The 24,065-nt window shown below is 62.9% G+C and carries 17 protein-coding genes and 1 tRNA gene; 6 read left to right on the forward strand and 12 right to left on the reverse strand.

Annotated elements, in window-relative coordinates; all coding sequences use genetic code 11:
• Window positions 1-4 precede the first annotated feature (4 nt).
• A complete protein-coding gene (locus tag ACPWR9_RS16115; RefSeq protein WP_426299185.1) occupies window positions 5-3,223 on the reverse strand; it encodes an efflux RND transporter permease subunit in 3,219 nt (1,072 codons plus the stop codon).
• A gap of 302 nt (window positions 3,224-3,525) precedes the next feature.
• On the opposite strand from ACPWR9_RS16115, the gene ACPWR9_RS16120 reads away from it, so the two are divergent.
• On the forward strand, window positions 3,526-3,852 hold the full coding sequence (locus ACPWR9_RS16120; protein WP_426299187.1) for a DUF4148 domain-containing protein: 327 nt from the start codon (window positions 3,526-3,528) through the stop codon (window positions 3,850-3,852).
• 22 nt (window positions 3,853-3,874) lie between these two features.
• On the opposite strand, the gene ACPWR9_RS16125 is transcribed toward ACPWR9_RS16120, so the two are convergent.
• The 7 genes from ACPWR9_RS16125 to fdnG form a co-directional block, all read right to left on the reverse strand.
• Window positions 3,875-3,970 (reverse strand) — tRNA-Sec (locus tag ACPWR9_RS16125).
• 84 nt (window positions 3,971-4,054) lie between these two features.
• Complete coding sequence (gene selB, locus ACPWR9_RS16130; RefSeq protein WP_426299189.1) at window positions 4,055-5,965, reverse strand: selenocysteine-specific translation elongation factor; 1,911 nt, start codon at window positions 5,963-5,965, stop codon at window positions 4,055-4,057.
• Window positions 5,962-7,392: an L-seryl-tRNA(Sec) selenium transferase gene (gene selA / locus ACPWR9_RS16135; protein ID WP_426299191.1), complete on the reverse strand. Its 1,431-nt coding sequence runs from the start codon at window positions 7,390-7,392 to the stop codon at window positions 5,962-5,964. Before selA ends, selB begins: the two co-directional genes overlap by 4 nt.
• Before the next feature lie 4 nt (window positions 7,393-7,396).
• Window positions 7,397-8,449, reverse strand: coding sequence for a formate dehydrogenase accessory protein FdhE (fdhE, locus tag ACPWR9_RS16140; RefSeq protein ID WP_426299384.1), 1,053 nt, complete (start codon window positions 8,447-8,449; stop codon window positions 7,397-7,399).
• Between the two features lie 51 nt (window positions 8,450-8,500).
• Entirely contained in the window at window positions 8,501-9,139 is a 639-nt protein-coding gene (locus ACPWR9_RS16145; RefSeq protein WP_150678992.1) for a formate dehydrogenase subunit gamma, read from the reverse strand.
• A 2-nt stretch (window positions 9,140-9,141) separates the two neighbouring features.
• Window positions 9,142-10,086, reverse strand: a complete 945-nt coding sequence (gene fdxH / locus ACPWR9_RS16150; protein ID WP_150678993.1) for a formate dehydrogenase subunit beta — start codon at window positions 10,084-10,086, stop codon at window positions 9,142-9,144.
• Window positions 10,087-10,096: 10 nt separating this feature from the next.
• Complete coding sequence (gene fdnG, locus ACPWR9_RS16155; protein ID WP_426299193.1) at window positions 10,097-13,165, reverse strand: formate dehydrogenase-N subunit alpha; 3,069 nt, start codon at window positions 13,163-13,165, stop codon at window positions 10,097-10,099.
• Window positions 13,166-13,351: 186 nt separating this feature from the next.
• On the opposite strand from fdnG, the gene ACPWR9_RS16160 reads away from it, so the two are divergent.
• From ACPWR9_RS16160 to ACPWR9_RS16175, 4 genes are read left to right on the forward strand one after another with little or no spacing between them, the layout of a single operon-like run.
• Window positions 13,352-14,035 carry a paraquat-inducible protein A gene (locus ACPWR9_RS16160; RefSeq protein ID WP_426311991.1) on the forward strand — a complete coding sequence of 228 codons (684 nt, stop codon included), beginning with the start codon at window positions 13,352-13,354 and terminating at the stop codon, window positions 14,033-14,035.
• Complete coding sequence (locus ACPWR9_RS16165; protein ID WP_426299197.1) at window positions 14,032-14,676, forward strand: paraquat-inducible protein A; 645 nt, start codon at window positions 14,032-14,034, stop codon at window positions 14,674-14,676. The genes ACPWR9_RS16160 and ACPWR9_RS16165 overlap by 4 nt, the downstream gene beginning before the upstream one ends.
• On the forward strand, window positions 14,669-16,339 hold the full coding sequence (locus ACPWR9_RS16170) for an intermembrane transport protein PqiB (protein WP_426299199.1): 1,671 nt from the start codon (window positions 14,669-14,671) through the stop codon (window positions 16,337-16,339). The genes ACPWR9_RS16165 and ACPWR9_RS16170 overlap by 8 nt, the downstream gene beginning before the upstream one ends.
• Window positions 16,336-17,037, forward strand: coding sequence for a PqiC family protein (locus ACPWR9_RS16175; RefSeq protein ID WP_426299201.1), 702 nt, complete (start codon window positions 16,336-16,338; stop codon window positions 17,035-17,037). The genes ACPWR9_RS16170 and ACPWR9_RS16175 overlap by 4 nt, the downstream gene beginning before the upstream one ends.
• Before the next feature lie 10 nt (window positions 17,038-17,047).
• Here ACPWR9_RS16175 and ACPWR9_RS16180 read toward each other — a convergent pair whose 3' ends face one another.
• On the reverse strand, window positions 17,048-18,001 hold the full coding sequence (locus tag ACPWR9_RS16180) for a succinylglutamate desuccinylase (RefSeq protein ID WP_426299203.1): 954 nt from the start codon (window positions 17,999-18,001) through the stop codon (window positions 17,048-17,050).
• Between the two features lie 217 nt (window positions 18,002-18,218).
• On the opposite strand from ACPWR9_RS16180, the gene ACPWR9_RS16185 reads away from it, so the two are divergent.
• Complete coding sequence (locus tag ACPWR9_RS16185) at window positions 18,219-19,466, forward strand: ABC transporter substrate-binding protein (protein WP_426299205.1); 1,248 nt, start codon at window positions 18,219-18,221, stop codon at window positions 19,464-19,466.
• Window positions 19,467-19,490: 24 nt separating this feature from the next.
• On the opposite strand, the gene mdtD is transcribed toward ACPWR9_RS16185, so the two are convergent.
• From mdtD to ACPWR9_RS16200, 3 genes are all read right to left on the reverse strand, one after another.
• Complete coding sequence (gene mdtD, locus ACPWR9_RS16190) at window positions 19,491-20,903, reverse strand: multidrug transporter subunit MdtD (protein ID WP_426299207.1); 1,413 nt, start codon at window positions 20,901-20,903, stop codon at window positions 19,491-19,493.
• 125 nt (window positions 20,904-21,028) lie between these two features.
• Window positions 21,029-21,631 (reverse strand): hypothetical protein, encoded by a 603-nt coding sequence (locus ACPWR9_RS16195; RefSeq protein WP_426299209.1) that lies wholly within the window; start codon window positions 21,629-21,631, stop codon window positions 21,029-21,031.
• 202 nt (window positions 21,632-21,833) lie between these two features.
• Window positions 21,834-23,696: a glycoside hydrolase family 15 protein gene (locus tag ACPWR9_RS16200; protein ID WP_426299211.1), complete on the reverse strand. Its 1,863-nt coding sequence runs from the start codon at window positions 23,694-23,696 to the stop codon at window positions 21,834-21,836.
• Window positions 23,697-24,065 lie beyond the last annotated feature (369 nt).

A 24,065-nucleotide genomic window follows, 5' to 3' on the forward strand; every position in this document is an offset into this window, starting at 1 on the left:
ATCCTTATTGGAGGTGAGCGGCCGAAGCGGCCGAATCAGCCGAATCAGCCGACGCATCGGTTTTGCGTGCGCCACGGCGCTTGGCCAGCACGCTGTGCACCATGCCGAAGACAACAGGCACGAACACGAGTGTCGAGAGGGTGCCGAACGCGAGTCCGCCGATCACGGCGCGACCGAGCGGTGCGTTCTGTTCGCCGCCGTCGCCCAGACCGAGTGCCATCGGCAACATGCCGATCAGCATCGCAAGCGCGGTCATCAGCACAGGACGAAAACGGTTGAAACCGGCATCGAGTGCGGCGACGAGTGGCGCCATACCGCTGGCAAGCGACTCGCGCGCCGAATTGATCACGAGAATGCTGTTGGCCGTGGCGATACCGATACACAGAATCGTGCCGGTCAGCGCAGGCACGGAGAGGGTGGTCTGTGTGACGAACAACATCCACGCGATGCCCGCCATCGACGCCGGGATACCGCTGATGATGATGAACGGGTCGACCCACGACTGGAAGTTCACGACCATCAGCAAGTACACGAGGGCCATGGCAAACACGATGCCGTAGGCCAGTCCGCTAAACGACGCATTCATCGATTGCACTTGCCCACGTATTGCGATCGACGAGCCAGCGGGCAAGTGCGCTTGGGCGGCATTGACGAGGCGGCTCACATCGGAAGCGACGCCACCCAGGTCGCGCCCCTGCGTGGAGGCGAAAATGTCGAGCACCGGCTGCACGTTGTAGTGCGAGACGACCGCCTGTTGCTCGCTGCGCGAGACCGTGCCCAGTGTGCCGAGCTGGTTCTGCGCATTACCCGACGCCGCCGGTGTCGTCACCGGCACGTTGGCGAGCGTCTGCAACGAATTGATGTTGTATTGCGGCACCATTGTCGTGAGCGGATAGCTCACGCCATTCTTGGGATCGAGCCAGAAATTGGGCGTCGTTTGCGAGCTGCCCGACAGCGCAATCAGCAAGTTCTGCGCAACATCGCGCTGCATGAGCCCCGCCTGCATGGCTTTGGTGCGATCGACGTTCACGTCCAGCGTCGGCTCATCGCCAGGTTGCTGGATGCGGGCATCGACGAGTCCGCGCACGCCTCGCATCTGCTCGAGCAACTGATTCGCCACGACTCGGTTCTGCGCGAGCTTGTTGCCAACGATCTGCACATCAATGGGCGCAGGCAAGCCGAAGTTGAGAATCTGACTGACGATATCGGCGGGCAAAAACGAGAAAGTCACCCCCGGGAACGACGCCGTAAGCACGTTGCGCAACTTCGCCACATACCCCGCCGTCGGCGCGTGATTCGGCTTGAGCGTAATGAGAACGTCTGCGTCCTCGGCACCAATCGGGTCCGACGAATCGTAGGTCAGGTTGATACCGCTCACCGGCAGACCGATGTTGTCGAGCACCAGTCCCTCCTCGGCGCTGGGAATCACCGTCTTGATCTTCGCTTCGACCTCATCGGTAATGCGCGCCGTCTCTTCGATGCGTGTGCCGGTAGGCGCGCGCAAATGCAGGCGAATCTCGCCGGAATCGATCGATGGAAAGAAGTCGCGCCCGGTGAACGGCATCAATACCAGCGAGCCAAGACAAATCGCGAGCCACACGATGACAAAGCGCCTGCGTCGCCCGATCGCCCATTGCAGCAGGTCGGCATAGCGATGACGCAGCGACTCGAACGCGGCTTCGAAGCGCGCCTGAAACCGTGCAATGCGTCCCGCAAAGCCACGACGTGCGGGGTCTTCCGGCGATTTCGCACGCAGCAGATACATCGCCAGCGTCGGAATCAACGTGCGCGAGAAGAAGTACGAGGCGCACATGGCGAAGACGACCGCCTCGGCCATCGGCACGAACAGATAGCGCGCCACGCCGGAGAGCAGGAACATCGGCACGAACACGATGCAGATGGACAGTGTCGAGACGAAGGTCGGCACCGCGATCTCGCCCGCGCCGTTGAGAATCGCGTCGTGCAATGCCGCGCCGCGCTCGAGATGATGGGTGATGTTCTCGATGGCGACGGTGGCGTCGTCGACAAGAATGCCGACCGCGAGCGCCAGACCGCCGAGCGTCATGATGTTGATCGTCTGGCCGAGCGCCGAGAGCGCAATCAATGACGTGAGTACCGAGAGCGGAATGGTGACCGCGATGATGAGCGTGGCCCGCCAACTGCCCAGAAACAGCAAGATCATGGCCGCCGTCAGACATGCGGCAATGAGGGCCTCACGCACCACGCCGGATATCGCTGATTTCACGAAGACCGACTGGTCGGACAGCGGCGTAATCTTCAATGCGCTTGGCAAGCCGGCGGCGATCTTCGGCAGCAAGTCTCTGACCTGCTGAATGATCGTGAGCGTCGAGGCGCTGCCGGTTTTCTCGACCGTGAGCAATGCGCCTCGCTGGCCATCCGCACGAACGATGTTGGTCTGCGGCGCGAAACCGTCGATGACATGGGCGACATCGCGCACGTACACCACCCCGCCCTTTTCCGTCTTGATCGGCAAGTCGTTGAGCGCCGCCACGCTCTCGGTACTTCCGTTCATCTTCACGTTGTATTCCCGGGCGCCGATCTTCGCGGTGCCGCCGGGCAGGATCAGGTTCTGCGCATTCACAGCGTTGACAACGTCGATGGGCGCAAGGCCCTTAGCCTGCAACGCCTTGGGATCGAGCTGAACCATGATCTGGCGGATTTTCCCGCCATACGGCAGCGGCACGGCAGCGCCTTGCACGGTGGCGAGCTGCGTACGGATGAAGCTGTTGCCGAGGTCGTACAGCGACTGTTCCGGCAGCGACTGACTCGACAAGCCTAGCTGGAGCACGGGCACCGTCGAGGCGCTGTACGTGATGATGTTCGGCGGCAGTGTGCCGGGCGGCATGATCCGCAGAATCGACGCCGAGTTGGAGGCCGCTTCCGCAATGGCGCGGTTGATGTCGGCGCCCGGATGGAAAAACACCTTCACGACGGACACGCCGTTCAGCGATTGCGACTCGATGTGGTCGATGTCGTCGACGTCGGTGGTCAGCGCGCGCTCGTAGTTCGAGGTGATGCGATGCGCCATGTCCTCCGCCGAGAAGCCGTTATACGTCCAAACAATGCTAACGACGGGAATATCGATGTTGGGAAAGATGTCCGTCGGCGTACGCATGATCGCGAGCGGGCCGAGGATGAAGAGCAGCACGGCGAGCACGATGAACGTGTAAGGGCGTCTGAGCGCCAGTTTGACGATCCACATGACGGAGTCCGGAGAGAAGCAGCGGCAAAGAAAACGGCATGGCCTGCTGCGCTCAATCGGTCCGACGCTCGGCGAAGGCAGGCGCACGAGATGGGAGTCAGTATGAAAACGAGGCGCTTACCTCGTGCTGACCCTTTCCTTACAGATTTGTTATCTACGCAGATAACAAACTCGTAATGCCGGAGTCACCTTCGGGTCAGGGGGGATTGACCAGAATGCAGACAACCTTCGCGGCTTTGTCGAAGGCAGGCTGAACGGCTCCACCTCCGGCGTCGGCAGCCACTTATGCAAAGGTGAATATCATGAAAGCACTCGTTTCCGCACTTCTCGTTTCCTGCGCGCTGGCTGCCCCGTTCTCCGCATTCGCCCAATCGACGGCGAACAATGCGCCGCTGACGCGCGCCGCCGTTCAGGCCGATTTGGTTCGCGTCGAGCAAGCCGGGTTCCAGCCGAGCGGCTCGCAAGCGAATTACCCGGATAACATCCAGAAGGCCGAGGCCATTGTGGCGCGGCAAAATCCGCAGCCGGACGTCGTGGGTCTGGGCAGTGCAGTCACGTCAAGCGGCGTGAGCACCGGCAATCAGGCCGTCAACAGCGCCGGTGGCCATTCGATTTATTTTGGGGATTGAGGCGATTGGATTTGCGCAGGAGTGGCGGAAAGCAGCCGGAGTCGAACCGACCTGGGAACGGCTGACGCCCCCAACCGGGTTTGAAGCCCGGCCGCATCACCGGATACGGATGCCTTCCTTCGCGCAACGAAATGACGGTGTAACGATATCGAGTCGCACTCGATAAAAACGCCACGCGGAACTTCGCGTGGCGTTTCTTTTGCTAGGCCGCGCCCCACACCACACCGGGACGCCGCACATGCGTATCGCCAACGCGGCGAGTATAGCCCGCGCGGTCGAAGAACTCCAGAATCTGAACCGCCCGCTTGCGTCCCAAACCCGTCGCATCCCGAAACGCGCCCGCTTCGATTCGCCCCTCACCCTGAGCAATCAATTCGGCCAGCGTCTGCACGCACGCGTCGTCGTAGAACAAATCTTTCACCACCTGATGCACCCGCCCCTGCCGCGCTAACTTGCGCAGCACCGCACGCACGCGCTCTTCCGGCGCATTCACGTCTCGCCCGAGATCGCGCACCCACGGCGGATCGAACCGGCCCTGTGCAATGCGCGGCAACAACGCCTCTGCTAACGCCGTCTCCTCTGCACTCATCTCCACGCGATGCGTCGGCAGATGCAACCACGCCCCCGTGCGTGTCAGCGAGCCATCCGCCACCAGCGCCTGCACGATCGCACGCCACCGGCTAGCGTCCAGCGCAGGCCACGTCATTCGGCCAAGGCGCGCAGCATCCAACCCCGGTTCGTCGGCGAGTCGCGCATGGTAATCACGCAGCGCGGCGAGCACCCTAGTGCGCAGCGCTTCCCATGCCTGCGGTGCGAACGCCAACGACTCACCTTCCACGCCGTTAAGCACCACAGCATCCGACGGCCACTGCCACTTCGCACTCGGCAAGCCCGTGAGCGCCGTCACCTGCGCGCTTGTCAGTCCGTGCGGTGACTGAGCTAGCAAACCTTCGAGTCCGTCGCCATCGAGCGTTCGTGCCATGGCATCGAGCCACGCCAAACGCGCCGCTGAACGGCGCTTTCGTTCCGGCCCGGCAGGGTCGAGCACACGACCGCCACCCACCGTTGCCGTCGCCTGCGGATTACGCACGATGAACCGATCGCCTGGCATCGTGCACACCGGCGTGTCGAACACCAACTGCACCCGCATCGTGCCGCCCGGCGCCAGTACGTCGCCATCGAGCAGTACCGTGCGCGCCTGGGTATGCGTCGTGCCGAGATGCACATGCAGTGGAAACCATTGCGTGAGCGGTGCGTTGCCGTCCAACCAGTGCAACTCGACGTCCACATGCGTCGACGGCGCAGACAACCCCGGCGCGACGATCCAGTCGCCACGGCTAATCTGATCGCGCTCGATGCCCGCCAGATTCAACGCGCAACGCTCCCCGGCTCGCCCCACCTCGACCGCACGGTTCTGCGCATGAATGCTGCGCACTCGCACCGGCAAACCCTGCGGCATCACCGTGAGCGTGTCGCCGACTTGCACAGTGCCTGCGAATGCCGTCCCCGTGACCACCGTGCCGTGACCCGCCAACGTGAACACACGATCCACAGCAAGGCGGAACAAAGCATCGTCACAACGGGCCGCATTGCCAGCCGCCTTGAGCGCCTGCGCAGCATGCGTGAGCTGCTCACGCAACACCGCGACACCCGCATCGCCCGGCGTCGTCGCCGACACCGGTACGATCTGCGCGCCCGCCAGCGGCGTGTTCGCGAGCCATTGCGTAATCTCACGCTTAACCCGGCCCAGACGCGGAATATCGACCCGATCCGCCTTCGACAAGGCCACCACGCCCTGACGCACGCCAAGCATCGTCAGGATCGCAAGATGCTCGCGCGTTTGCGGCATCACGCCATCGTCGGCGGCGATCACCAGCAACGCGAAGTCGATGCCGACCGCACCGGCCGCCATCGTGTGAATCAGTTTCTCGTGACCAGGGACGTCGATGAAGCCCAACACCTCGCCGTCAGGCAGCGGTGTGTAGGCGTAGCCCAATTCGATGGAGATGCCGCGCGCTTTTTCTTCTTTCAGACGATCGGTGTCCACGCCAGTCAACGCGCGCACCAGACTCGTCTTGCCGTGGTCGATATGACCTGCGGTGCCGACGATCATGCACGAAGCTCCGCGAATTGCAGCGTCAGACACACCTCGTCGCTCGCTTCCAGGCAGCGCAAATCAAGCCACAACGTCTGGTCGGAAATACGCCCGATCACCGGATAGGGTAGCCCGCGCAGCGCCGCTTCGAGCTTCGCCAACGCGCGCCCGCTGCCGCGCTTGCCGCCACCCGCCGGGGCAATCGCCAATCCATAACTGGGCAGTTGCTCGACAGGCAGCGCGCCGCTGCCGATCTGGCTCACCATCGGCGCCGCCGTCACCGTGTATGCATCGCCCAACGACTGCGCCAGCACCGGTGCCAATCGCTCCGCCTGCGCCGCCATCTCGGCGTGCGTACGCGTGAGCAAACGCAGCGTCGTCAGACGCTCGGGCAGATGTTCAGGATCACGATACAGACGTAGCACCGGCTCAAGCGCCGCCAGCGTGAGCTTGCCCACGCGCAACGCCCGCTTGAGCGGATGCTTCTTGATCTTGGCGATGAGGTCCTTGCGCCCGACGATCATGCCCGCCTGCGGGCCGCCAAGCAGCTTGTCGCCGGAGAACGTCACGAGATCGGCTCCGGCAGCAATCGTCTCCTGCACCGTGGTCTCGTGCGGCAGGCCCCAGCGCTCAAGCGGGGTGAGCGTGCCGCTGCCCAGATCCACCGCGACGGGAACACCGTGCGGTTTGGCGATGGCCACGACTTCCGCCACATCCACGCTCTTGGTGAAGCCCGTCACTTCGTAATTGCTGCAATGAACCTTCATCAACAGCGCCGTCTTCTCGCCAATCGCGTTGCGATAATCCGCCGCGTGCGTGCGATTGGTCGTGCCAATCTCTACGAGCTTTGCGCCCGCGTGCGTCATGATGTCCGGAATGCGAAACGCGCCGCCAATCTCAACCAGTTCACCGCGCGAGACAACGACTTCGCGCCGCTTGGCCAACGTCGCCAGCATGAGCAGCACCGCCGCCGCATTGTTGTTGACCACGGTAGCCGCTTCACCGCCGGTGAGTTCGCACAGCAACGGCGCGATGAGATCGTCGCGATCGCCGCGTCCGCCAGTGGCCAGATCGAATTCGAGATTGGCGGGCGACGTCAGCGCCTGCATGACCGCGTCGACGGCGGCCTCGGGTAGCAACGCGCGCCCAAGGTTGGTGTGCAGCACCGTGCCCGTCAGATTGAACACCGGGCGCAGCGTCGCCCGATTGCGCGATACCAACGTGCGCGTCACGCGTGCCGCAAACGCCTCCGGCGCCAACGCTTCACGCGACAACTTGCCAGCCAGCGCCTCGCTTCGGCAAGCGTCCAAATCGGCACGCAACGTCGCGGTAACTTGCGTGCGTCCATAGTCGGCGAGCGCCGCCTGAAAGTCGGGCATACCCAGCAAGCGGTCGAGCGACGGCAGGTCCGCCGCGCCCACGGGGGCCAGATCGTCCTCGGCCATGTCGTTACTCCTCAGCGCTTTGCCAGAGTAGCGGGTTGCCGTTGGCCCGCGCGTAGCCCGCTTCGCCCATCAACACGTCGAGCGCCAAGCTCGCCAAGTCGTCGGCAACCGGTTCCACGAACGGGTCTTTGTCCTGATAGAAAATTTTGCGATAGCTGTGGCAGTCGTCGCACGACTCCGCACGGCTCGGCGACGACGCCACACGCTTGGCCGCCTCGTCGAGTTTGGGGCGGCCACCCTCTGCTGCTTCCGGTGCCTTGGCGTCGAGGCCGTCGGCATCCTGCGCGGGATGTGTGGCCTGCGCGAAGAGATCCGCCTTGGCACTCGCCTCGCCTTCCTTGTCGACCACGTGATATGCCACGTGCTCGCTCGATTCGCAGTGGGTGCACTTCACGCGCACCATATGCCATTCGGTCGAACACAGACCGCACGCCAGATAACGGTAACCTTCGTGCGCGCCACCGATGCGCACGACGCTCGCCACCGGCAGCGTGCCGCAAACCGGGCAAATATTCGGCACGTCGAGCATCGGCACTTCACCGGCCTCGAACGTGCTCGCCACGCCCGTCCAAAGCACTTGCAGCGCCGCCATCAGAAACGGTGCGCTCGCCGCATCCACGCCCTTGCCGTGCCCTGCCAACAGCGACTGCGCAGCGGCATCGAGCGTGGCGGCATCGGCACTGCGAATTCGATCGAGTACGCCACGCACCGGCGCGGGCACGTCAGTTTGTGCGGCGACAGCGTCGAGCAGCGGCGTGAGCAACGTCTTCCATCGGCCGACTTCGTAACCGCCGTTGGCGGGCACCAGCGGCATGCAGTGCTGCTGCGCCTGTGCAATCAATTCAGCGGAGGGACGTTCGGCTTGGAAATTCTCGGCCTCGCGGCGTTGCGCGTCGACCAGTGCGGCCATCAGTCGCAGGTAATCACCGAGTGGATGCCCCTCAGCGAGCTGACGTAGACGCGCCGCACGCGCCGAGAACACCTCGGCGGGTTGCGGCATGCGAAGACGGGGAATGGCGGTGCGATCGAGAGATTCGATCTGTCCGGGTTGGAGGATGCGTTGCAAGGTGGCTGGCCTCGTAGGAGTGTCCAGCCACCGGGGCCGGACTTACTTGTTGAGCTGCTTGTACCAGGCGCGATGATGCTTCCACGCCCAGCCGCGCGTTACGGTGCCGCGTGTCATGGCACCCACGGACCCTTTGATCCAGATCGCCGCGTAGATGTGCGTAATGATGCCGCAAATCAACACGAATGCACACACCGCGTGCACGTCCGAAGCGAGTCGAATCACCCAGATCGGGAAGTAGAACGCGAAGTACGCGCGCCAGATCACGATGCCGGAGGCGAGCAGTCCGAGCATGCACAGCACCATCACGTAGAACAACAGCTTCTGCCCGGCGTTGTAGCGCCCGACTTCCGGCAGATTCTCTTCGCGATTGTTCAGCACATCGCCGATCTTCATCATCCACTCGCGGTCGCGCGACTCGAACTTGTTATAGCGGGCAAGCCGCAGTGCGAGCCACACAAAACCGACGAACATCACCAAACCGACGAATGGATGCAAGATGCGCGTCCACGGCCCGCCACCGAACAGATTGGTGAGCCAGAACATCGACGGATGAAACAACGCCAGCCCGGAGAGCGCGAGCAAGATGAACGTGCCCGCGACAATCCAGTGGTTGATGCGCTCTGCCGCGTTGTATCGCTGGATCAGATCGTCCTTATGTTCGCTATGTTCTTGCGACATCGTCAGACCTCCTCGTGCGTGGCAACACCCTTGCCGGGGCCATCGCCCTTGCGGGACGCATCGTACCGGCGCGCTTCCTCTTCATCCGCTTCGGTCGTTTCGTTCGGACCGGTCTTGATGTAGTGGAAGAAACCGGCAATCGCGGTGAACGCCATCGCGGCCACGCCCAGCGGTTTCGCAATGCCCTTCCAGAACGTGACCATCGGGCTGATGCGCGGGTTATCGGGCAGGCCGTGATACAGCGACGGCTTGTCGGCATGGTGCAGCACATACATCACGTGCGTGCCGCCCACACCGGCCGGATCGTACAGACCCGCGTTATCGAAGCCCCGCGACTTCAGGTCTTCGATACGCTCTTCGGCCTGATCCTTCATGGCGTCTTTGGTGCCGAACATGATCGCGCCAGTCGGACACGTCTTCACGCAGGCCGGTTCCAACCCCACGGACACGCGGTCGGAACACAGCGTGCACTTGTACGCCTTGTGATCCTTCTGCGAGATACGCGGGATATTGAACGGGCACCCGGTGATGCAGTAGCCGCAGCCGATGCAGTTCTCTTCGTGAAAATCGACGATGCCGTTGGCGTACTGCACGATCGCCCCGGGCGACGGGCAAGCCTTCAGGCAGCCCGGGTCCTCGCAGTGCATGCAGCCATCCTTGCGGATGAGCCATTCGAGGTCGCCCTTCGGGTTTTCGTACTCGGTGAAACGCATCAGCGTCCACGAGTCCGCCGACAAGTCGCGCGGGTTGTCGTACACGCCGACGTTTTCGCCGACTTCGTCGCGCAGATCGTTCCACTCCATGCACGCTGTCTGGCAAGCCTTACAGCCGATGCACTTCGAGACATCGATCAACTTCGCGACGTCGCCCGTGTGCGATTCACGCACCGAGGGCGACGGCAGCGTCGTTGCCGAGCGCCGTTTGATATCAAGTGATTGCAATGCCATGGCGCCTCCCCTATGCCTTCTCGACCTTCACCAGGAACGACTTCACTTCCGGTGTCTGCGAGTTACCGTCGCCGACGATCGGGGTGAGCGTGTTCGCAAGGAAGCCCGGTTTGGCGACCCCCTTGAAGCCCCAGTGAATCGGAATGCCCACGTGATGGACGGTTTTGCCGTCGATCTGGAGCGCCCTCAACCGCTTGGTCACTACGGCCTTGGCCTTGATGTAGCCCCGGTTGGACGACACCTTGACCGTGTCGCCCGACACCACCCCGACTTCCTTGGCCAGCCCTTCGCCAATTTCGACGAATTGCTCCGGCTGAATGATCGAGTTAAGCAGTGCGTGCTTGGTCCAGTAGTGGAAGTGCTCGGTCAGACGGTAAGTCGTCGCCACATACGGGAATTTATCGGCGGTGCCCATCGTCGCCAGGTCGTCCGGGAACACGCGTGCGCCCGGATTGCTGGTGGCCTTGGGTTGCTTCGGATGCAGCGGGTTGTAGCCCAGCGGCGTCTCGAATGGCTCGTAGTGTTCTGGGAACGGCCCTTCGGCCATGCCGCCCTTCGCGAAGAAGCGCGCCACGCCTTCAGGGTTCATGATGAACGGGCCCATGCCGCCGGCCGGATCTTCATCGACCTTGAAGTCGGGCACGTCGGCCCCCACCCACGCCTTGCCATTCCACGACACCAGCTTGTGCTTCGGGTTGAAGGGCTTGCCTGCCACGTCGGCGGAGGCGCGGTTGTAGAGAATGCGCCGGTTCGCCGGCCATGCCCACGCCCAGTTCAGCGTCTGGCCGATACCGGTCGGATCGCTGTTGTCGCGCCGCGCCATCTGGTTACCGGCCTGCGTCCACGAGCCCGCAAAGATCCAGCAGCCCGACGACGTGCTGCCGTCGTCCTTGAGCTCGGCGAAACCGGCCAGCTGTTCGCCCGCCTTGCGCGTGACCTTCGTCGGGTCTTTCGGATCGACGATGTCCTTGAGCGCTTTGCCGTTGTACTCCTTGGCAATTTCCTCGGGCGTCGGGCTTTCCGGCTGGGCATACGGCCACGACAAGTTGACGATCGGATCGGGATACTTGCCGCCCTGCGTCTTGTACAGATTGCGCAGACGCAGGAACAGGCCCGACATGATCTCGATGTCGCTACGCGCTTCGCCCGGCGGCTCGGCACCCTTCCAGTGCCACTGCAACCAGCGACCAGAGTTCACGAGCGCCCCGTCTTCTTCGGCGAAGCAAGTCGTCGGCAGACGGAACACCTCGGTCTGGATCTTGCTCGAATCGACGTTGTTGTGCTCGCCGAAGTTCTTCCAGAACTCGGACGTCTCGGTCGCGAGCGGGTCCATGATCACGAGGAACTTGAGCTGTGCGAGCGCCGAATCCCACTTGACCTTCGCCGGGGCCGCCGCAATCGGGTTGAAGCCCTGTGCGATGTAGCCGGTGATCTTGCCCTTGTTCATCAGCTCCAGCACTTGCAGCAAGTCGTACGGCTTGTCGAGCTTGGGCAGGTAGTCGTAAGCCCAGTTGTTCTCGGCGGTGGCCGCATCGCCCCACCACGCCTTCATCAAGCTGACGTGGAACTTCGGGTAGTTCTGCCAGTAGCTGAGCTGGTTCGGGCGCAGCGGTTTCTGCGTGCGTGCCGTCAGGTACGTCTCAATCGACTGCTCGGCCTGCTTGGGCAACGACATATAGCCCGGCAGCAAGTCGGTCATCAGACCGAGATCGGTCAACCCCTGAATATTGGAGTGACCGCGCAGCGCGTTCATGCCGCCGCCCACCGCACCGATATTGCCCAGCAGCAACTGCACCATGGCGCCGGTACGGATGATCTGCGAGCCGATGGAGTGTTGCGTCCACCCCAGCGCGTACAGAATCGTCATCGTGCGCGTGGGGGTCGAGCACTCGGCAATCTGCTTGAAGATGTACTCGACCTTGTCGGCTGGCGTGCCGCACACCCGCTCGACCATATCGATCGTGTAGCGCGAGTAGTGCTGCTTCATCAGTTGGAAGACCGTGCGCGGGTGTTGCAGCGTCGGGTCGGTCAGCACATAGCCGTCGGCGCCCTTCTGGTAATCCCAGGTGCTGCGGTCGTACGTGCGCTTCTCGGCGTTGTAGCCCGAGTAGATGCCGTCTTCGAACGTAAACTCGTCTTTCACCAGGAAGGTGAAGTCGGTGTAGTTCTTGACGTATTCGTGTTGAATCTTGTCGTTCGTGAGCAGGTAGTTGATCAACCCGCCGAGGAAGACGATGTCCGTGCCGGTACGAATCGGGGCGTAGTAATCCGCGACCGATGCCGAACGGTTAAAGCGTGGGTCAACGACGATCAGGCGCGCTTTGTTGTGCGCCTTCGCCTCGGTCACCCATTTGAAACCGCACGGGTGTGCCTCGGCTGCGTTGCCGCCCATGATGAGTACCAGATCCGCGTTCTTGATGTCGACCCAATGGTTCGTCATCGCTCCACGGCCAAACGTCGGGGCAAGACCTGCCACCGTCGGGCCATGTCAGACACGTGCCTGATTATCGAATCCCAGCATCCCGGTACTGCGGATGACTTTGTGTGTGAGATAGCCGACTTCGTTGCTCGACGCCGACGCGGCCAGCATGCCGGTGGTCGTCCAGCGGTTGACCGTCATGCCGTCGTCAGTTTTCTCGACGAAGTTGGCATCGCGGTCCGCCTTCATCAACTTGGCGATGCGATCGAGCGCGTCGTCCCAGGAGATGCGCTCCCACTTATCCGAGCCCGGCTTGCGGTACTCCGGATACTTGAGGCGGTTCGGGCTGTGGATGAAGTCGATCAGGCTGGCACCCTTCGGGCACAGGGTGCCGCGATTGACCGGGTGGTCGGGGTCGCCCTCGATGTGGAAAACGCTCTTCTTCGCGTTCTTGGCACCGTCGCCGTAGCTGTACATGAGAATGCCGCAAGCGACAGAACAGTACGGACAGGTGTTTCGGGTCTCGGTCGCACGCGCGAGCTTGAACTGGCGAACTTCCGCCAGCGCAGCGTCGGGCGCGAAGCCGAGCATTGCCAGACTGGACCCTGCCAGCGTTGCGCCACTCACTTTGAGGAACTGGCGCCTGGACATATTAAGCATGGGGGAATTCTCCTCAAATCTTTGGAATCTTTGCGGGAGTTTGTTGAGTATAGAGCAAAGTCTTGAACGTTTTCCGTGACTTAGCACAAACCATGCCGAAAACATTATTGCGCCGCACAACATGGGAACTTCCCCAGCAATTTGGTATTCTGAGCGTCACTTTGGTCACCGTCCCCCCGAAAGGTAATGGATACATTGCCCCCAGATGATGATGTGACGGACCTGATCGCGTGTCCCAACTGCGACACTCTGCACCGTCGCATGGATCTGCCGCCGCACGAGACCGCCCGCTGCGTGCGCTGTCACTCGGTGCTCTACCGCTCTCCCGACCTTCGCCTGTCGCGCGTACTCGCGCTCACGGTGACGTGTCTGATTGTCTTCGCCATTGCCAACGCCTTCCCCATCGTCGAGATCGAGGTGCAAGGCATCTACACCCAAACCACGCTCATCGGTGCCGCATGGGCGCTCTATCGCGAAGGCATGTGGCTCGTCGCCCTGCTCGTCTTCGCCACGACGGTCTTGTTTCCCCTGTCGCAACTGCTCGCGCTCGTGCATCTGATTTGGCCGCTCTCGATCGGCCGCCGCCCCTACGCAGTGTTCACGGTCATGCGCGCCATCGAGTTTTGCCGTCCGTGGGGGATGATCGAAGTCTTCATGCTGGGTGTGCTGGTCTCGCTAGTGAAACTCTCGGCCATGGCAAGCGTGTTGCCGGGCATTGCCCTCTGGGCCTTCTGCGCGCTCACGGTATTCCTCGCGATGGTGCTCTCTTACGATCTACGTAATCTCTGGCTGTTGATCGACCACACGCCCGACCCCGCCGTCGAGGCTGGTCGCGCCGCACGCGCCGAACGCGAGACAGCGGCCCGATGAGATACCTCACCGCAAAAGCCGCCGGGCTGGTGGCCTGCCACGTGTGCGGGCGGCTCGCACGCGAAGTGAAAACGGTGGAAAAGGAGCGCTGCCCGCGCTGCGGCGCGGTGCTGCATCAGCGCAAGGTCGACAGTCTGGTGCGGACGTGGGCCTTGTTGATTGCGGCGGCGATCCTGTACATTCCCGCCAACCTGCTGCCCATGATGCAGACGCGCTCGTTGCTCGGTAACTCCAGCGACACCATCATGAGCGGCGTGATCTATTTCTGGACCAGCGGCGAATACGATCTGGCCATCGTCGTCTTCACGGCCAGCATTCTGGTGCCCATGCTCAAGCTCATTGCGCTGTCGTTGCTGTGCTTCACCGCACAGCGCGGCGCGCGTTGGAAGCCGCATCAACGCACGAAGCTGTATCACATGGTCGAGTTCATCGGCCGGTGGTCGATGCTCGACGTTTTCGTCGTGGCGCTGATGGTCGCGCTCGTGAATATTCAATCGCTGGCCGTGATTCAGGCTGGCCCCGGCATTGTGGCTTTCGGCTCCGTCGTGGTGCTGACCATGGTGGCCTCCATGCAGTTCGACCCGCGCCTGATCTGGGACCAGATCCGCGACGACGACACCGAACAGGACGACCATGACTGACCCGAAAGACGAGAAAAACGAGAAGGACGCGAAGCCTACGCCAGCCGGGGCGGACGATCTGCCCACGCCCGCCATCGAGCGGCGCAAGCGCTGGGCACCGTCGCTCGTCTGGTTGATTCCGCTCGTGGCCGCCGTGATCGGGCTTTCGCTCGTGGCTAAAGTGCTCATCGAACGCGGCCCAACCGTCACCATCGACTTCAAGACGGCCGAAGGGCTCGAAGCCGGGAAGACCAAGGTCAAGTACAAGGAAGTCGACATCGGTACGGTCAAGAACATCGAACTGTCCGACGACCTCTCGCACGTGCGCGTGACCGTCGATCTCACCAAGAATGCCAAGCGTTTTGCCGTCAAGGATTCACGCTGGTGGGTCGTGCGTCCGCGCGTGGCGGGTGGCAGTGTCTCGGGGCTGTCGACGCTGCTCTCGGGTGCGTACATCGGCGCCGACGCTGGCAAAGCGAAAGACTCTGCCGACCACTTCGTCGGACTGGAAGTACCGCCCGTGGTGTCCAGCGGTCAGCCGGGCAAGCCGTTCATCTTGCACGCGGCCGATATCGGTTCGCTCGACATCGGCTCGCCGATCTACTTCCGCCGCATTCAAGTCGGACAAGTGGAAGCCTATTCGCTCGACCCGGACGGCAAGGGCGTGACGCTGCGCGTCTTCGTGCAAGCGCCTTACGACCAATACGTCGGCACCAACACACGCTTCTGGCATGCGAGTGGTATTGATCTGCGATTGGATTCGAGCGGCTTCCAGGTCAATACGCAGTCGCTTGCGTCTGTCGTGATCGGCGGCATCGCGTTCCAGGCACCGGCGGATGCCGGGGCTGGCGTGATGGCCAAGCCGGGTCAGGAATTCCGTCTCGCGCCCGACGAATCGACCGCCATGAAGGCCCCCGACACGCACCCGGTGCGCGTGGTGTTCCGCTTCCAGCAATCGCTGCGGGGTCTGGCCGTTGGCGCACCGATCGACTTCCGGGGCATCACGCTCGGCGAAGTCACATCTATCGGGGTGGAGTTCGATCAGGCGACCAAGCGCATCGCCATGCCGGTCACGGTGGAGTTGTATCCGGACCGCCTGCGCCGACGCGACCCGAAGAACAACTTGCCGCGCAACGAACTGGCGAGCCATCAGATTCTCAATGCATTGGTCGCGCGCGGCTTGCGCGGTCAGTTGCGCACGGGCAATCTGCTGACCGGTCAGTTGTACGTGGCGCTCGACTTCTTCCCGAACGTCTCGCCTGCTAAGGCCGAAGAGGTGGATGGCGTACTCGTGCTGCCCACCGTGCCCAACACGCTCGACCAGTTGCAGCTCCAGATTGCCGACATCGCAGGCAAGCTCGACAAGATTCCGTTCGACACCATCGGACAGAATCTCAACTCGTCGCTGGCCAAGCTCGACAAGACGCTCGACAGCGTGCAAGGGCTGTTCAAGCAACTCGATACCGAAATTGCGCCGGAAGCCAAGGCCACGCTGGGCGAAGCGAAGAAGAGCTTCGGCGCGGCCGAGCGCACGCTGTCGGAAGACGCGCCGTTGCAGCAAGACGTGCGACAGGCCATGCAAGAACTGACCAAGACGCTGCGCTCACTCAACACGCTTGCCGACTATCTGCAACAGCACCCTGAAGCGCTGGTGCGCGGCAAACCCAAGGATCCGCAACCATGACGAGACCGACCGATATGTTCCGTAGCGCCCGCAGCCGATTGGATCGCCACGCGGCGGTGCGCGCCGCCGCGCTGGCCTCGGCCAGTCTCGTGTTGGGGTTGGCGGGTTGCGCCTCGCCGCCGTCGAGCTTCTACACGCTTACCGATGCGGGGGCAGCCTCGGCGGCTGGGTCGGCGGCTGGTTCGACCAATACCAGCACTGCCGGCACGAACGCCCCAGCCACGCCTTATGCCATCGAGGTCTCCCCCGTGGCCGTGCCCGAACAGGTCGATCGCCCGCAGATCGTGGTGACCAAGGGCGGCGGGCAAGTCGATATTTTGGAAGCGTCGCGCTGGGCCGCGCCGCTCAAGAACGAGCTGACGTCGACGATCTCGCGCGGACTCACGCAGCGTCTGGGTGCGATGGATGTGTACGGATTGCCGCGCGCCGACGGCGTCACGGTGTATCGCCTATCCACCGCCGTGCAGCGTTTCGAAACGGCACCGGGACAACAGGCCGCACTCACGGCCGTCTGGACCGTGCGCCGCGTACCGGGCGATGTGGTGTTGACGTGCCGCTTCAGCGGCACGGAACCTGCGTCGGGCGGCATTCCCGAAGTCGTCGCCGCCCAGCGCAAACTCGTAGACCGGCTGACCGACGGTATCGGCCGCGCCATCGCCACCAGCGCGCAAGGGGCGACGCCCCGTTGCGACGCTTAATTCAACGCGATCAGGCGCGCTCGCGCGCCAGATACATCGCTTCTCGCCCCACGATGGGTTCACGCGTCGGCATGATGACCGTGCAGCCATCGAACGGGGCGACGATCTGCTTGTCGCCATCGGTCGCGACCAACTCATCTTTACCGAACACTTCGAAGCCGACGACGGGGCGCGAGAAACGAAACTCCGGCGTCTGCACCACGTGCGTCTCGACCAATTCGAAGCGGCGCCGTGCGCTCGGCTGAGCTTCGACGCCAGCCAATCTCTCCGCCTCCTGCGCATCGATCAGTCCGAAGTGCGCGAGGAATCGCGTCGCCGCAGCAATCGCCACTTTGGCGCTCGACGGCTTGAAGTGCTGACCGCATTCGATCACCACCGCCGCACCGGCCGTCGTTGCGGCGTCACCGAATCGGCGGAACTGGATCAACGGCGTCCCTGACCCGAGCCCCTTGGGCATGATCAGGTGCAAGCCGCAAACGTCGATCGCCTCGGCAAGCGCGGTGTTGCGTTGCGCGTCCGGGTACACCCAAAACGGCGGCACGTCGAGCGACGTCGAGTGAATGTCCAGGATGTGGTCGGCGGCGTCCATGAACGGCGCCAGTTCGCGCAGACGGCGAACCTCCGGACTATCCGACTCACCCTGCAAATACTCGTCGGACCAGATCCGGTTCAGGTTGTGAACCAGTTGCCGGCTGGCAAACGGCTGCGACTCGTCGAAGCTCTCGTACGCCTCGACGTTGGCAAACGTCAGCGTCAGCTTGCCGCGCGCCGGACGCACACCGTTATCGAGCAAATGGGTGACGGCATGCATGCCGCAGAACTCGTTGCCGTGGATGAGCGAGCTGATCAGCAAATGCGGCCCGGGCAGTCCCGAGTCGAAGTGATGAACGTAATCGGTCCCCGTGTTCCCCGCCTTGTAGGCGGAGATATCTCGATACATTGCCTTGCTGTTTTGTGTGTCCATGATGACCGGAATGCCCAACGAATCGACGGCATTATAGGGCGCGCCATGCGCTCACGGGGCGCTCGCCAGCCCGCCGAATCTTCTACGCAACGCTTAGAAAATTTACGGATTGCGCAATCGATTACGAGATGTTTAAGATATTCGAGACCGTGCCCGCAGAACGGCAGCACACCTGCGGCGCAATGGATCGACATAACTCGAATATCGGAGACAAGCCATGCCCACCCTTATCCGGCGCGCGATTGCGTGCGCCGCCTCTGCGCTCGCCTTGGGTGCTCTCGCCACCAGCTTCGCCCCGACGGCCCATGCTGCGGCCATTTCCGACGGTGTCGTCAAGATCGGTGTGCTCACCGACCTGTCGGGCGTCTCGAGCGACAACGCCGGTAAGGGCAGCGTGCTCGCCGCGACCATGGCCATCGACGACTTCGCCAAAGACCACAAGGTGCTGGGTGCGCCCATCGAACTCGTCTCGGCCGACTCGCAGGGTAAGACCGACACGGGCGCGACCATCGCGCGCGAGTGGTACGACCGCGACAAGGTCGACATGATCACCGACCTCACCTTCTCGAATGTCGCCCTCGCCGTCGACCGTATTGCCGACGAGAAGAAAAAGATCGCACTGGTCACCGGGGCCGGTTCGTCGGCCATCAGCAACGAACAGTGCACGGCACACAGCGTGCAGTGGATGTACGACACCTACGCGCTCGCCAACTCCACCTCGCAGGCGCTGCTGCGCCGCGGTCTGAAGTCGTGGTACTTCATCACCGCCGACTACGCCTTCGGTCAGGCGCTTGAGAAAGACGCGAGCGAGATTCTGGCGCGTCAGGGCGGCAAGGTCGTCGGGTCGGTCAAGCACCCGGTCAACTCACCCGATCTGTCGTCGTATCTGCTGCGCGCGCAAACCTCGGGCGCGCAGGTCATCGCGTTGGCGAACTCGGGCACCGACACGCTCAACACGGTCAAGCAGGCCTCGCAGTTCAACATGATTCAGGGCAGCAAGCAGGTCTTCACACCGCTGCTCTCGCTCATCACCGAAGTGCACGGCATGGGCCTGAAGAACGCCCAAGGCATGATTCTCACCAACGGCTTCTACTGGGATCAGGACGACCGCTCGCGCGGCTTTGCCCAGCGCTTCTATGCGCAGCACAAGAAGATGCCGACGATGATGCAAGCGGCCGTCTACTCGGCGGTGCTCAACTATCTGAAGGCGGTACAAGCCGCAGGCACCGACGACGCCGATGCCGTGATGGCGAAGCTCAAGACGATGAAGATCGACGACCCGGTGATTCGCAACGGGCAGATTCGTGCGGACGGCAAGCTCGTGCACGACATGCTGCTGGTGCAGGTCAAGACACCGGCAGAGTCGAAGTCGGACTGGGATCTGTATAAGATCCTCGAGACGATTCCGGCCGACAAGGCGTTCGCGCCGCTGGCCGAATCGAAGTGTGCGCTGGTGAAGAAGTAATTCGCTGTGCAGGCGCGGCGGCGGTTATTGCCCCGTCGCGCTGGCCACTACCGGGCGCTGCTCCTCCACGCGACGGAACACCAGTGCCGAGGCCAACGTAATCAGCCCCACGCAAACGAACGTCATCCGGAAGCCCGCAACAGTACCGCCAACGCCAAGCTCGCCCGCTTCACCGGCCAGATGACCGAACAACGCCAGTAGCTGACCGCCGATCGTCACGCCAAGCCCTAGTGCCAGCATCTGCGCCATGGAGAACAGGCCGTTACCGGCACTGGCGCGGCGCGTGCCGAGATCCTTGAGCGTCACGCTGTTCATCGCAGCGAACTGCATCGACCCCGCGCCACCGAACACGGCCAACTGCACGATGCCCAGCCACATCGGCCAGCCTGGCCCGAACAGCGCAAAGCTCGCAATCGAACCACCCACCACAGCCGTGTTGACCATCAGGAACCGTGTGTAGCCGTAGCGCTTCACGAGCGGCGTGACCATGCGTTTGACGACGATACCTGCCAGCGCCATGGGCAGCATGGTCAGCCCCGAGACCAGCGGGCTGTACCCCATCCCCACTTGCAATAACAGCGGCATGAGGAACGGCACCGCACTGCTGCCGATACGCGCGACCAGATTACCGAGCAGCCCCAGACTAAAGCTGCGCGTCTCGAAGAGTTCTAACGGAAACAGCGGTGCCGCGCGACGGCGCGCGTAAGGCCAGTAGCCCACCGTCGTCGCTACACATAGCAGCGCCAACACCACCGACGGTGCCCAACCGGCTTGCGGAAACGGATGATCCAGCGCCAGCGTGAACGACACCATCGCCACCGACAGCATCGCAAAGCCGATCCAGTCGAAGCCGGTCTGGATGACTTCTTCCTTGGCAGGCCGCGGCAGATAACGCCGCACCGCCAGACTGCCGATCACGCCGATGGGCACGTTGATCAGGAAGATCCAGTGCCACGACGACACCTCCACCAGCCAGCCGCCCAGCACCGGCCCCATCATCGGACCGACCTGCCCGGCAATCGACACGAAGGCCAGTGCGGCGAGATATTGCTCGGCGGGAAACGTGCGAAGGACAGCCAGACGCCCGATCGGCAGCAGCATCGAGCCGCCCGCCCCTTGCAACACGCGCGCGACGACCAACTGCGGCAGCGTGTGTGCCATCGCGCAGCAAATCGAGCCCAGTACGAAGAGAAGAATCGCCACGAAGTACACGCGGCGTGTGCCGAAGCGGTCGGCAAGCCAACCCGACGCGGGCGTGAGCATGGCCATCGTGAGCGAATAGGCGACGACCACGGGCTGCATGCGCAGCGGGTTCTCGCCGAGGCTCGCGGCCATGGCCGGCAGCGCCGTGTTGACGATGGTGCCGTCGAGCGCCTGCATGAAAAAGCCCGCCGCAACGATCCACAACAGGGCGGTGAGTGACTTGTCTTGCTTCATGCGGCGCGTGGGGAAGGCTGATACAGCACCCGCTAACGGGGTGCCACATCAAGAATTAAGCGAAAGCCGAATTCTATCGCGCCAAATCTTCCCGCGCACGGCGCGCGAGAGAGATGAGCAACCGGTCAGGCCGTCGTGTTCACCCGCGTGCCGGTGGTTTTGGTCGGATCCATCAGCGTCTGGATCTGCGCGCGAATCGTCATCGCTTGCGCCGAGAGGGTTTGCACCTCTGCCATCTTCTCTTCCGGCGGGATCGAATCGTTGTTGCGCACGGCTTCGAGCTGCGCCATCACCTTGGCCAGCATGTCTTTGAGCTTCTGGATGGTCTGCTCGACGATGCCGTTGGCCTGCGGGCCGCTACCGCCCGCGCTGCTCGCGGCATCGGCGCCGCCACCACCTGCCGCACCGCCCAGCGCTTTCGCAGCGTCGCTCGCTTCGCGCACCGACTTCACCATATCGGCGTCGATCTTGCGCGAACTGGTGCCGTTGTTGTTGGCATCGGGCGTGGTAGTCGTGGTCGACAGCGTTGCCGTCTGGCTGCCCTCAGCGGATTTGGCCGTCGTCTTGTCTGACGTCGTGGAAGTGGCGCCCTTCTGACCTGCGTTGCCCGCGCCCGCGGCAACCGCACCGGCCGCCTTCGCCTTGTCGGCCTGCTGTTGCTGAATGTGCGCCTGCCACACGTCGAGCAGGCTGGACGTCGAACTGTTCTTGACCGCGATGATGGTCATGGAGGGGGGGTGCTCCGCGAGAAAAGGGTTTGTAAGGTTTCGAAAGTTATTACGGCATCCTTCACGAATACCTTTAGCGATTCGCTATTTCCCTACAAGAATTGCTAGCTCGCCGCGCGCCATGCCCTGCATTCCCCATACATGATTCGGGCCCGTGCGAACACGGGCCCGTCAGGGTTATCAGCCGATGAATGGAATGGTGTCAGGCGCGAACCGCCCGATATCCCACATGCTCGTAATGGGCTTCGTCGGCGGCATCGGCGTCGTCATCGGCCCGGTCGTCTTCGGCGAGCGCTTCGAGCCGGATCGCCGCGTGCACCAGCGCGATATGCGAGAACGCCTGCGGGAAATTGCCGACCTGACGCTTGTGATGCGTGTCGTACTCCTCAGCAAGCAGCCCCACGTCGTTGCGCAGCGACAGCAGCCGTTCGAAGAGCTTGCGCGCATCGCGCTGGCGGCCGAGCATCACCAGACAATCGACCATCCAGAAGCTGCATGCGAGGAAGGCCCCCTCGCCCGCTGGCAGCCCGTCGTCGACGCGGCTGGTGCGATAGCGTTGCACCAGACCGTCGCGCATCAGTTCGCGCTCGACCGCTTCGACGGTGCCGATGACACGCGGATCGTCCGGCGCAAGGAAGCCGACCAGCGGAATCATCAAAGCGCTGGCATCCATCTCGTCGGAGCCATAGGCCTGCATGAAGGCGTTGTGCGACTTGTCGAAGCCGTGCTTGCAAACGTCGTCATGAATCTCACGACACAACTTGCGCCAGTGATCGACCGGCCCCGGCAGATGGAAACGTTCGGCCGACTTGATCGCGCGATCGAACGCCACCCACGCCATCACCTTCGAGTAAGTGAAGTGCTGACGCCCGCCGCGCACTTCCCAAATACCCTCATCTGGCTGACGCCAAACCGTTTCGAGATGCGCGACCAGTTTGGTCTGCACTTCCCACGTTGCGTCGTCCAGTTGCAGGCCGCCGAGCCGCGCCTGATGCAGCGCGTCCATGACTTCGCCGTACACGTCGAGCTGAAGCTGGCCGACTGCACCGTTACCCACTCGCACGGGCTTGGCGCCCTCATAACCGGGCAGCCAGTCGACTTCCCACTCGGGCAGCCGCCGCTCGCCCGATAGGCCATACATGATCTGCACCTGCGACGGCGCGCCCGCCACCGCACGCACGAGCCAATCGCTCCAGTCGTTCGCCTCGTTGTAATAGCCGCCCAGCATGAGCGCCTGCAAGGTGAGCGTGGCGTCCCTGAGCCAGCAATAGCGGTAGTCCCAGTTGCGCTCGCCGCCTAGCTGTTCAGGCAACGATGTCGTCGGGGCCGCCACCACGCCGCCCGTCGGGACGAACGTCAGTGCCTTGAGCGTGATGAGCGAGCGGCGGATGGCGTCGGTCCAGCGACCGTCGAGTTGGCAGCGGCCAGCCCATGTGCGCCAGTAACGCTCCGTGTCGGTGAGTGCCGCAAGCGGATCGATTTCGCGCGGGTCGGCGTGATGCGACGCCACTCGCGAGAGGACAAACGGTACCGTCTCGCCAGCCTTCACCTGGAAGTTCGCGCGCAGACTGCCAGGCACATCTTGAATGGGCACCGGCGTGCGCAAAACGACCTTGTCAGGTCCCGCGATCAAGCGCATGCCCGGACCGGTGGCGTCGTCGTCATCGAGGCGGCGCGCCCAGGGCACCGACGCCCCGTAGTCGAAGCGCAGAATCAGTTCCATCGACATGGTGATGTTGCCGTGGATGCCCTTGACCAGCCGCACTAGATCGGCCGCGCCGTCGCGCAATGGCATGAAGTCGATGATCGACACGCAGCCTTCGCACGTTTCGTAGCGCGTCTCGAGAATCAGGGTGTCGTCGTGATAGCGGCGTGTGACGGTGGCCTTGGGATCGTCGGGGGCGAGTTTCCAGTGACCGTGCTCGGGGCCGCCGAGCAGCGCCGCAAAACAGGCGGGGGAATCGAAATATGGCCAGCAGAGCCAGTCGATCGAACCGTCGCGCGCCACCAGCGCAGCGCTTCGGCAGTCGCCAATCATGGCGTAGTCTTCGATGCGTGCCGGCATGCTCACCTCGCGAACGTCGATGCGTGAAGCCCAATGGTACGCGCGTCATTCTCGCGCGACCACCCTCCTGTCATTTGGCATTGAAGTTGCGTGCCAAGTCGTATCGGCGTGCGGTGCGCACGGTCGTGAAACCGGCGGCGTGTCCTGCATAACGTCTTGGGGTGGTGCTTGCGTTCGGTCATCCCTTCCCTCCTTACGGCGTTGGCCGTGTGGTCAGGTTCGTCGGCAGCCCGTCTTGCGGCAATGCAGGCCCGCAGTGTCGGCCCGTTAAGGACCGACCGGCCCATCCGAGGGAAGTTCGGATTCATTTCCTATCCAACGCAAATTCGTTCGGCAATTCCACTTCATGAAAAAAGCGCCGGGCACCTG

The organism is Pandoraea pneumonica, assembly GCF_049918595.1.
Lineage (GTDB): Bacteria > Pseudomonadota > Gammaproteobacteria > Burkholderiales > Burkholderiaceae > Pandoraea > Pandoraea pneumonica_A.

Bases quoted from the DNA above. Each gene is read 5' to 3' on its own strand.
- ACPWR9_RS16115 (WP_426299185.1), bottom strand. From the start codon at position 3,223: ATGTGGATCGTCAAACTGGCGCTCAGACGCCCTTACACGTTCATCGTG.
- ACPWR9_RS16120 (WP_426299187.1), top strand. From the start codon at position 3,526: ATGAAAGCACTCGTTTCCGCACTTCTCGTTTCCTGCGCGCTGGCTGCC.
- selB (WP_426299189.1), bottom strand. From the start codon at position 5,965: ATGATCGTCGGCACCGCAGGTCATATCGACCACGGCAAGACGAGTCTG.
- selA (WP_426299191.1), bottom strand. From the start codon at position 7,392: ATGGCCGAGGACGATCTGGCCCCCGTGGGCGCGGCGGACCTGCCGTCG.
- ACPWR9_RS16145 (WP_150678992.1), bottom strand. From the start codon at position 9,139: ATGTCGCAAGAACATAGCGAACATAAGGACGATCTGATCCAGCGATAC.
- fdxH (WP_150678993.1), bottom strand. From the start codon at position 10,086: ATGGCATTGCAATCACTTGATATCAAACGGCGCTCGGCAACGACGCTG.
- ACPWR9_RS16160 (WP_426311991.1), top strand. From the start codon at position 13,352: ATGGATACATTGCCCCCAGATGATGATGTGACGGACCTGATCGCGTGT.
- ACPWR9_RS16165 (WP_426299197.1), top strand. From the start codon at position 14,032: ATGAGATACCTCACCGCAAAAGCCGCCGGGCTGGTGGCCTGCCACGTG.
- ACPWR9_RS16170 (WP_426299199.1), top strand. From the start codon at position 14,669: ATGACTGACCCGAAAGACGAGAAAAACGAGAAGGACGCGAAGCCTACG.
- ACPWR9_RS16175 (WP_426299201.1), top strand. From the start codon at position 16,336: ATGACGAGACCGACCGATATGTTCCGTAGCGCCCGCAGCCGATTGGAT.
- ACPWR9_RS16180 (WP_426299203.1), bottom strand. From the start codon at position 18,001: ATGGACACACAAAACAGCAAGGCAATGTATCGAGATATCTCCGCCTAC.
- ACPWR9_RS16185 (WP_426299205.1), top strand. From the start codon at position 18,219: ATGCCCACCCTTATCCGGCGCGCGATTGCGTGCGCCGCCTCTGCGCTC.
- mdtD (WP_426299207.1), bottom strand. From the start codon at position 20,903: ATGAAGCAAGACAAGTCACTCACCGCCCTGTTGTGGATCGTTGCGGCG.
- ACPWR9_RS16195 (WP_426299209.1), bottom strand. From the start codon at position 21,631: ATGACCATCATCGCGGTCAAGAACAGTTCGACGTCCAGCCTGCTCGAC.
- ACPWR9_RS16200 (WP_426299211.1), bottom strand. From the start codon at position 23,696: ATGCCGGCACGCATCGAAGACTACGCCATGATTGGCGACTGCCGAAGC.